Genomic DNA, 9,569 nt, shown 5'->3' with positions numbered 1-9,569 from the left:
ATCAAATACCGGCTTCGAAGCGCACAGGACCTGCTTGGGTACGCGCCCTCTCAAATGCCGGATGCGTATCCCCTGTACATCGCTGTGGCTCTCATGCGCATTCTGGATAAATAAGTAAATTGCGAACCCTCCTAATTGGCTCTTCCGGCCAATCAGGGGGGCGCTTTTTTGTCCAAAGAGATAAATACTTTTTTTACAAAAGAGAATATACTCATAATCAGAGTTTCTGTTATTCTGCACAAACCCGAAATTAGCTACGGCGAATAATATTAAACTCTTTTCGTATATTTCATGTTTATTCGTCGGCCATTTTCGATCCGGGCCAGGATCGTGAAGGGATATTTTTATTTAACAGGAGGTCACATTATGAGAAAGCTGCACAAACAGGACATCCTCGAAATTCTGTATGGCGCCACCCTGCTGGGCGCCGGCGGTGGCGGTTCCCTCTCTCAGGGACTCGACATGCTGGAGCACCTGGACGAGACCGGCGAGAACATCGAGCTGGACCTGCTGGACCTGTCGGAGATCGGCGACAACGAGTACGCGGCGATGGTCGCCGGCCTGGGCTCTCCTGTCGCGATGCTGGACCCGGATATGCCCATGTTTGGTCCCGACGCCGTCTACGCCTTCCGGGCCTTCCAAAAGGCGTTTATCAGCGAGGGCAAGGACTGCAAATATCTCTACTCCGGCGAGATGGGCGGCTTCAACACCTTCGTCCCCATGCTGGTGGCGATCCTTTCTGATAAAGACCCCGCCAAGCGCATCAAGTTCCTGGATGTGGACTCCAACGGCCGGGCCGTTCCCGAGCTGAACACCACGTTGAACAGCTATTACGACCATCCCCCCACGCCCATGGGCCTGGGCAGCCTCAATGGAGACGAGATCGCCGTGTATCCCATCAGCGACAAGTCCGGCGAGCAGATCGCCCGGCAGATGTGCATGCTCTACAAGATGCGGATCGGCTTCGCCACCTGGGGCATGAACAAGGCCGAGATGCAGGAGGCCCTGGATGTGGGATGCGTCACCAAGGCGCAGAACATCGGCAAGGCGTTCCTCGCCGCCAAGGCCAACAGGACGGACCTGATGGACGAGCTGAAAAAGGTGATGGAGGTCCGGGAGTTCTGCCGCGGCACCATCGAAAAGCTGGACATCAAGGCCGAGGGCGGCTTTGACTTCGGAACCACCGTGGTCAAGGGCGAAGACGGACACAAGTATTACATCGACTTCAAGAACGAGAACCTGATTCTGCGGGACGAGGCCGGAAAGACCTGCCTGACCGCTCCCGAGGGCATCGGCCTGGTGGATCTGGATACCATGATGCCTCTGACCAATGCCGACACCAAGGAAGGCCAGCACATCCTGGTCACCATGACCCCCGCCCACCCCAACTGGTGGGACGAGGATCACAAGGCTTACACCTGCTGGCTGCCTGAGCTGGAGCGCGTCGGTATGAAGGGCGGGCAGGTCCGCTATTAAGTTAAATTCCGGCGGGGAATTTCCCCGTGGGAGTCCCCCGGCGGATGCCGGGGGACTGCAAATCGCAGAATGCCTAGAATGAAAGGAGACAGCGCCATGAGCGTTTTATCCCACCTGGAGCCTCAGAACGTGTTCTCGTATTTTGAGACCATCTGCGGCATCCCGCACGGCTCCGGGAACACCGGCGCCATCGTGGACTACTGTGTCCGCTTTGCCGAGGAGCGGGGATTTTCCTGGTACCGGGACAAGGCCGACAATCTGGTCATCCGCAAACCCGCCAGCCCTGGCTATGAGCAGGCGGAAACCGTGATTTTACAGGGCCACACTGATATGGTGTGTGAGAAAGACCCCGGGCTGGATTTTGATTTCACGAAAGACGGCATCCGGCTGGTGGTGGAGGGCGACACCCTCCGGGCCGACGGCACCACTTTGGGCGGAGATAACGGCATCGCCGTGGCCATGTGCCTGGCGATTCTGGACGACAAAACCCTGCACCATCCGCCTCTGGAGGTTTTGCTGACCGCCGACGAGGAGATCGGAATGCTGGGCGCTTTTGCCTTTGACTGCGCTCAGCTCACCGGGCATAAGCTCATCAATCTGGATTCCGAATATGAGGGCGTGCTGATGTGCAGCTGCGCCGGCGGCGCGAACGCCTATTCCAAACTCCCCGTCAGCCGGGAAAACCAGGAGCTGACCTTGGTAGAGCTGGAAATCTCCGGTTTGACCAGCGGCCACTCCGGCGTGGAGATCGACAAGGGCCGTGCCAACTCCAACGTGCTGATGGGACGCCTGCTCCGCGGCTTGATGGCAAAAGACGCTTTCCGCCTGGTGAAGCTGGAAGGCGGAAGCCGTGAAACAGCCATCGCCTCTCAATCTTCCGCTGTTATCGGCGTTTCCGGTGGCGCCGCCGGGGTCCTGGCTGAAACGGAGCGCTGGGCGGGAATCCTGAAAAAGGAATATGCCGCCACGGAGCCCAATATGGTCGTTTCCGCCAAAGCCGGGGCAAAGGTATCGGCTTCTGCGCTGACTGCCGCCGATACAGAGAAGGTCCTGAAGGTTCTGCTGGCTCTGCCCGACAGCGTACAGGCCATGAGCGCGGATATGCCCGGTCTGGTGCAGACCTCGCTGAACTTCGGCATCCTGCGGCTGGACGAGGCGGAACTCTTCCTGGCCAACACGGTGCGCAGCTCCATGACCACGCAGAAAGAGTGGGTCCTGGAGCGGGTGGCCTCCATTGTCGCGCTGGCAGGAGGAACCACGGAATTTTCCGGCAGCTATCCCGGCTGGTCCTATAACCCTCATTCGGTGGTTAAGGATACCATCGTCCGTGTGTATAAAGAACTCTTTAACAAGGAGGCTTCCGTGGAGGCGGTTCACGCCGGCATTGAGTGCGGCCTCTTCGCGGACAGCATCCCCGATCTGGACTGCGTGTCCATCGGCCCGGAGATGGCCGACGTACATACGCCCAGAGAGCATCTGAGCATCTCCTCCTCTGCGCGGACCTATCAGCTTCTGTGCGAGGTTCTCAAGCAGAGCAAATAAACTGTCCCCATCGGTTCATAAAGGCCGGTAGAGCAGCGGCAATTTAATCGTGTGAAATGGACTTGCTCTTTCGGCCGTCCGGCTGAAAGAGCAAGTCCTCTTTTGGCGTTTAAAGTATATTTATGGAAAGGAAGGTCTGGAACCTTGGAAAAGATACTCATGTCAGGCAACGAAGCCATCGCCCGGGGAGCCTACGAGGCCGGAGTGCGGGTGTGCTCCGCCTATCCGGGAACGCCCAGCACGGAGATCTTCGAGAATCTGCCTCCGTACAAGGAATCCCTCTACTGCGAGTGGGCTCCTAACGAAAAAGTCGCGGCAGAGGCGGCCTATGGAGCGGCCATCGCCGGAGTACGAAGTCTCTGCGCCATGAAGCATGTGGGCTTGAACGTGGCGGCAGACCCCGTCTTCACCGCCGCCTATAATGGCGTCAAAGGTGGGTATGTCCTTGTGGCGGCAGACGATCCCAGCATGCACTCCTCTCAAAACGAGCAGGATAGCCGCCTCTATGCCAAAGCTGCCCGCATCGCCTTAGTGGAGCCGTCAGATTCACAGGAATGTTTGGACTTCATGAAGGAGGCGTATCGAATCTCCGAGGAATTTGATATGCCGGTACTTTTCCGCGTTACCACACGAGTTTCACATTCCAAGAGTTTGGTTGTCACCGGCAAGCGGGAGGAAGCCGCCGCAGAGCCTTACCAGAAAAATACACGGAAATATGTTTCAGTTCCCGCGAATGCATATCAGAATCATCCCAAGGTGGAAGAGAACCTCCGGCGGCTGGCGGAGTACGGCGAAACCTCCGCTTTAAACAAAATGGTACTTCGTGGGAAGAAAATTGGCGTAATCACTGCTTCCATCGCCTATCAGTACGCCGAGGATGCCTTTCCCAAGGACACCTCTTTTTTAAAGCTGGGTTTGACCTATCCCCTGCCCATGAAGCTCATCCGGGACTTTGCTTCCAAAGTGGAAACCTTGTATGTCATCGAGGAACTGGAACCTTTCATGGAGGAGCAGATCAAGGCCGCTGGAATTCCTTGTGTTGGCAAGGAATTCACAGGGAATCTCTATGAGCTGAACCCCCAGCTTCTGTCGGAACGTATCTTCCAAAGGCGCGCTCCTACCGTAGACGTAGGCGTCCAGGCCGTCTCCCGGCCCCCGGCGCTGTGCCCCGGCTGTCCCCACCGAGGATTTTTCTACATCATGTCCAAAGGAAAGGACTATGTCGTCACCGGAGACATCGGCTGTTATACTCTTGGGGCCGCGGCGCCTTTAAATGCCATCGACACCTGCGTCTGTATGGGCGGCGGCTTCTCTGTAGGCATGGGCATGGCTAAGGCTTTCCAAGCAACAGGACAGAAGAAAAAAGTTTTCGGCATTCTGGGCGATTCCACCTTCTTCCACAGCGGCATGACCGGCGCGGCGGAAATCCTCTATAACAAGGGGAATGTCATCCCTGTAGTGCTGGATAATTCCATCACAGGCATGACCGGACACCAGGACAACCCCGGCAGCGGATATACCCTCCAAGGAGACATTGCCGCCGCCATCAAAATTGAGGACGTCCTCCGGGCCTTGGGCTATGAAAACGTCATCATTGTGGACCCCCAGGACCTGGCCGCCATGCAGAAGGCTGTGGACGACGCTCTGGCGTCCGAGGTCCCCGCCGCCATCATCACCCGCCGTCCCTGCCTCTTAATCAAGCGCATTTCCCACAACACCGGCCTATGTGAAGTGGACCGTGGAAAGTGCATTGGATGCAAAAAATGCCTGAAAGTCGGATGTCCTGCTATCTCTATACGGACAGGCCAATGTCAGATTGACGCGACGCAATGCGCAGGCTGCACGGTCTGTGCCCAGGTGTGCCCTGTGGGGGCGATTTCCAGAAAGGAGACAAAATGATGGAACGGCAGAGCGCTTTATTGGTTGGCGTTGGCGGACAGGGCGCTATCCTGACCGCGAAAATTCTGGTGGCCGGACTGATGGAAGCGGGCTATGACGTGAAGATGTCCGAGGTTCATGGCATGAGCCAGCGGGGCGGCAGCGTCTCCACCCAGGTCCACTGGGGGGAGAAGGTCTACTCCCCTGTCATCGGCCCCGGTGCGGCGGATATTCTGGTGGCCTTTGAGAAGATGGAAGCCGTCCGGTACGCGGAGTTCCTCAAGCCCGGCGGCGTGGCCGTCATCAACAATTACGAGCTCCCTTCCTCCACCATCGCGGCGGGCCTTTGCGAGTACCCCGCCGGGTGTCTGGAGGCCATGGAATCCCACTTCCGCTGCGTGACCCTGGACGCGGCGGCGGAGGCGATGAAGCTGGGCAACGCCAAGTGCATGAACGTGGTCCTCTTCGGGGCCATGGCCAAGGCCCTGGGGCTGGACCACATCGACTGGGAGGCTGTGATTTCCAAGGTGGTTCCCCAGAAGTTCCTGGAGCTGAACCTGGCCGCATACCGGGCGGGCCGGGCGGCGGTAAAGTAAGGAGGACGGCATGTTACAGGACCAATACCGGCAAAAGCTGCGCACGCCGGAGCAGGCGGTGCAGGCAGTGAAAAGCGGGGACTGGGTGGACTATACTTCCAACGTCTGCTTTCCGCCTCTGCTGGACGCCGCCCTGGCCAAGCGCCGGGACGAGCTCACCGACGTGAAAATCCGGGGCAACCTGCTCTTCGGCCCCATCCAGGTGGTGGAATGTGACCCCAGCCGGGAACATTTCCTCTACAACTCCTGGCACTGCTCCGCCTATGAGCGGAAGCTCTGCGACCGGAATTTATGTAACTATATCCCCATGATTTTCCGAAACGTGGTTCCCTATTACCGCCATTTTCTGACGGTGAACGTGGCCATGATGTGCGTCCCGCCCATGGATAAGCATGGCTATTTCAATCTCTCCTGCGCCACCGGCATTGCCCGGGGAATTCTGGAGAAGGCGGACATCGTAATCCTGGAGGTCAATGAGCACCTGCCTCATATCCTAGGCGGCTTCGACGAGTTCATTCACCTCTCTGAGGTGGACTATGTGGTGGAAGGTCCTCACGACCCCCTGCCTCAGTTCCCGGTGGCGAAGGCTACGGAGGAGGACCGTAAAATCGCGGAGCAAATCGTCCCCTTTGTCAAGGATGGAGCCACTCTTCAGCTTGGCATCGGGGCCATGCCCAACGTGGTGGGTTCCCTGCTGGCCCAGTCGGACCTGAAGGATCTGGGCATGCACACAGAGCTCTGCGGCGATGCCTACTATGAGCTCCACAAGGCCGGGAAGCTGACCAACGCCCGAAAGACTATCCACCGGAACAAGGGCATGACGGGCATTGTCTTCGGCTCCCAGGACCTTTACGACTGGGTGGACCACAACCCCTTCGTCACTGTGGCACCCCTGGAATACGTCAACGCCCCGGAGACCATCGCCCAGCTGGACGACATGATCTCCATCAACAGCTGCATTGCGGTGGACCTCTACGGCCAGACCTGTGCCGAGAGCGCCGGGCTACGGCACATCAGCGGCACGGGTGGGCAGCTGGACTACCTCACCGGTGCGGCCATGTCCCGAGGGGGAAAGGCGTTTATCTGCATGACCTCCTCTTTTTTGGACAAGGGCGGCGTCCGCTGCTCCCGGATTGTCCCCCATTTCGGCGGGGACATTATCACGGGGCCCCGGAGCCAGGCTTATTACATTGTCACGGAGTACGGTGTGGTGAATCTGGTAGGCCGGTCCACCTGGGAACGGGCGGAGTTATTGATCTCCATCGCCCATCCTGATTTCCGGGACGAGCTCATCGCCGCCGCCCAGGAGCAAAAAATCTGGCGGCGCTCTAATAAACGATAAGGAGGCGCCTGCATGGTAAACCAAAAAATGCTGGCTCTGGGTCAGACCCGCTCCTGCATCCGGGAGCTGTTTGAGTACGGCCTCCGGCAGGCTGCCGCCGGGGAGACCGTCTATGACTTCTCCATTGGCAACCCCTCCATCCCCGCCCCGCCAGAGGTCAACGAGACCTTTGTCTCCATCCTCCGCAATATCGACAGTCTTTCCGTCCACGGCTACACCCAGGCCCCAGGAGCCATGGACGCCCGGCAGATGGTGGCAGAGGAGTTGAACAGCCGCTATAGCTCGGACCTCCGGGGAGAGAATATTTTCTTCACCTGCGGTGCGGCCCCGGCTCTGACGTCTGTCATTCGGGCCTTGGCGGTGGAGGGGGCGGAGATTCTGGCCATTGCGCCCTACTTCGCCGAGTACCGCCCTTTTGTGGAGGCCAACAGAGCTGCCTTCGTCCCGGTCCCCGCCGACAGGGCGGCGTTCCAAATCGACTGCGCCGCCCTGGAGGAGCGGGTCACGGTCCACACCCAGGCGGTCATCGTCAACTCTCCTAACAACCCCTCCGGCGTCATCTATACCCGAGAGACTCTGGAAAGATTAGCGGAGGTTCTGACCCGCAAGAGCCGGGAGTTCAGCCATTCCATCTACATCATCTCCGATGAGCCCTACCGGGAATTGGCCTATGACGGGGCGGAGGTCCCCTTCCTCCCGGACATCTACCCCAACACCGTCATCTGCTACTCCTATTCCAAGTCCCTCTCCATGCCTGGTGAACGCATCGGCTATTTCTGCGTCTCGGACCGGGTGGAGGACAGCGGGCTTCTGTTCGCCGCAGCGGCAGGATCGGCCAGGTCCCTGGGCCACGTCTGCGCCCCTTCTCTCCAGCAGAGGGTGGTGGCCGCCTGCGCGGCCTCCCGGCCGGACCTGGACGCCTATGACCGCAACCGTGTGACCCTCTATAATGCACTAACCTCCTACGGCTATCGGTGTGTCAGGCCCAGCGGCGCATTTTACCTCTTTGTCCAAGCGCCGGGCGGAGACGCCAAAGCGTTCTCCGACCTGGCTAAGGCTCGTAACCTTCTGTTAGTTCCCGGCGGGGACTTTGGTTGTCCCGACTACTTCCGGGCCAGCACCTGCGTATCCCATGAAATGCTTCTGCAGAGCCTGCCGATATTTGAGTCCCTGATTAAAAAATATCAATAGGAGGAAATTTCAATGAATGCCTATCTCTCCAGTGTAATTGAGCATGTGAAGACCCGGCACGCCAATGAGCCGGAGTTCGTCCAGACGGTAGAGGAAGTCCTCTCCTCCCTGGAGCCCGTCATTGAGAAGCACCCTGAATACGAGAAGGCCGACCTGCTGACCCGCATGGTGGAACCAGAGCGGATGTTCACCTTCCGGGTCTGCTGGATGGCGGACGACGGAACCTGGCACACCAACATCGGCTACCGTTGTCAGTTCAACGGGGCCATCGGCCCTTACAAGGGCGGTCTGCGATTCCAGAAGAATGTGTACCCCGGCATCATCAAGTTCCTGGGCTTCGAGCAGGTCTTCAAGAACAGCCTGACGGGCCTGCCCATCGGCGGCGGCAAGGGCGGCAGCGACTTCGATCCGGCAGGCAAGTCCGACGCGGAGATCATGCGCTTCTGCCAAAGCTTCATGCAGGCCCTGTACCGCTATATCGGGCCCGACGTGGATGTCCCGGCCGGAGACATGGGCGTGGGCGCCAAGGAAATCGGCTACCTTTACGGAGAGTACCGGCGGCTGAAGGGCGCCTTTGAAAACGGCGTTCTGACGGGCAAGGGGTTCAGCTACGGCGGCTCTCTCATCCGGCCCGAGGCCACGGGGTATGGTGCGGTATACTATCTGGAGAATGTTCTGAAGCATGAGGGAGAAACCCTGGAAGGGAAGACTATTGCCTGCGCGGGCTTTGGCAACGTGACCTGGGGCATCTGCAAAAAGGCGGCGGAGCTGGGTGCTAAGGTTGTAACCCTTTCCGGACCTGATGGGTACATCCATGATCCGCAAGGCGTGGTGACAGATGAGAAAATCAACTATCTAATAGAAATGCGAAACTCTGGCCGGAACCGGGTGCAGGATTATTACGACAGGTTCCCTTGCGTGGAATTTTTCCCAGGCTGGAAACCTTGGGGCGTGTCGGTTGATGTCTGTATGCCCTCTGCTATGCAGAATGATGTTCACATGGAGCAGGCAAAGCAAATTGTGGCCAACGGTGTGAAATATTATATTGAAGTGGCAAATATGCCCACGACAAACGACGCACTCCAATTCCTGATGGCCCAGCCCGGCATGATTGTAGCTCCCAGCAAGGCCGTCAATGCCGGCGGCGTGGCGACCTCTGCTCTGGAGATGGCGCAAAACAGCGAACGGCTGGTGTGGACTGAGGAAGAGGTCGACAAACAGCTTCACCAGATCATGGACACGATCTACAGTATGAGCGTGGAGGCCGCAGAGAAATATGGCCTGGGATACAACTTGGTAGCTGGAGCTAATATTGCCGGTTTCCAGCGAGTAGCTGACGCTATGATGGCCCAAGGCGTTTTTTAACAGGAAAACGAACCTTTGTCACCTCGTCAGGCATTACAAAATTGTAAAATACCAGCGAAAGTCCCTAAACTGCTGGTATAAATTTAATTACATGGAGGCAATTCAAAATGGACAAGAACATGACGCACTATCCCCTGGACGTTCCCGCTCCTCATCACTTCACCTTCGCCGTCCGCGAC

Annotated in this window: 7 protein-coding genes; all 7 read left to right on the top strand. The window is 58.0% G+C overall.

Going from position 1 to position 9,569, the window contains the following annotated elements; genetic code table 11:
• Positions 1–366: 366 nt before the first annotated feature.
• The 7 genes from JX325_RS09005 (at position 367) to gdhA (ending at position 9,390) form a co-directional block, all read left to right on the top strand.
• Complete coding sequence (locus tag JX325_RS09005; protein WP_204790824.1) at positions 367–1,476, top strand: DUF917 domain-containing protein; 1,110 nt, start codon at positions 367–369, stop codon at positions 1,474–1,476.
• Between the two features lie 96 nt (positions 1,477–1,572).
• Positions 1,573–3,018, top strand: coding sequence for an aminoacyl-histidine dipeptidase (locus JX325_RS09000; protein ID WP_204790823.1), 1,446 nt, complete (start codon positions 1,573–1,575; stop codon positions 3,016–3,018).
• Positions 3,019–3,177: 159 nt separating this feature from the next.
• Positions 3,178–4,917 carry an indolepyruvate ferredoxin oxidoreductase subunit alpha gene (iorA, locus tag JX325_RS08995; protein WP_243414013.1) on the top strand — a complete coding sequence of 580 codons (1,740 nt, stop codon included), beginning with the start codon at positions 3,178–3,180 and terminating at the stop codon, positions 4,915–4,917.
• Positions 4,914–5,492: an indolepyruvate oxidoreductase subunit beta gene (locus JX325_RS08990; RefSeq protein WP_243414012.1), complete on the top strand. Its 579-nt coding sequence runs from the start codon at positions 4,914–4,916 to the stop codon at positions 5,490–5,492. Before iorA ends, JX325_RS08990 begins: the two co-directional genes overlap by 4 nt.
• Positions 5,493–5,502: 10 nt before the next feature.
• Positions 5,503–6,834, top strand: coding sequence for an acetyl-CoA hydrolase/transferase family protein (locus tag JX325_RS08985; RefSeq protein ID WP_204790821.1), 1,332 nt, complete (start codon positions 5,503–5,505; stop codon positions 6,832–6,834).
• Positions 6,835–6,846: 12 nt separating this feature from the next.
• On the top strand, positions 6,847–8,025 hold the full coding sequence (locus JX325_RS08980; protein WP_204790820.1) for a pyridoxal phosphate-dependent aminotransferase: 1,179 nt from the start codon (positions 6,847–6,849) through the stop codon (positions 8,023–8,025).
• A 12-nt stretch (positions 8,026–8,037) separates the two neighbouring features.
• Complete coding sequence (gdhA, locus tag JX325_RS08975) at positions 8,038–9,390, top strand: NADP-specific glutamate dehydrogenase (protein ID WP_204790819.1); 1,353 nt, start codon at positions 8,038–8,040, stop codon at positions 9,388–9,390.
• The last annotated feature ends 179 nt before the right edge of the window (positions 9,391–9,569 follow it).

The organism is Oscillibacter sp. CU971 (assembly GCF_905219725.1).
Classification (GTDB): domain Bacteria; phylum Bacillota; class Clostridia; order Oscillospirales; family Oscillospiraceae; genus Oscillibacter.
Note: the sequence above shows the minus strand (reverse complement) of the source record. Positions and strands in the feature narration are given on the sequence as shown.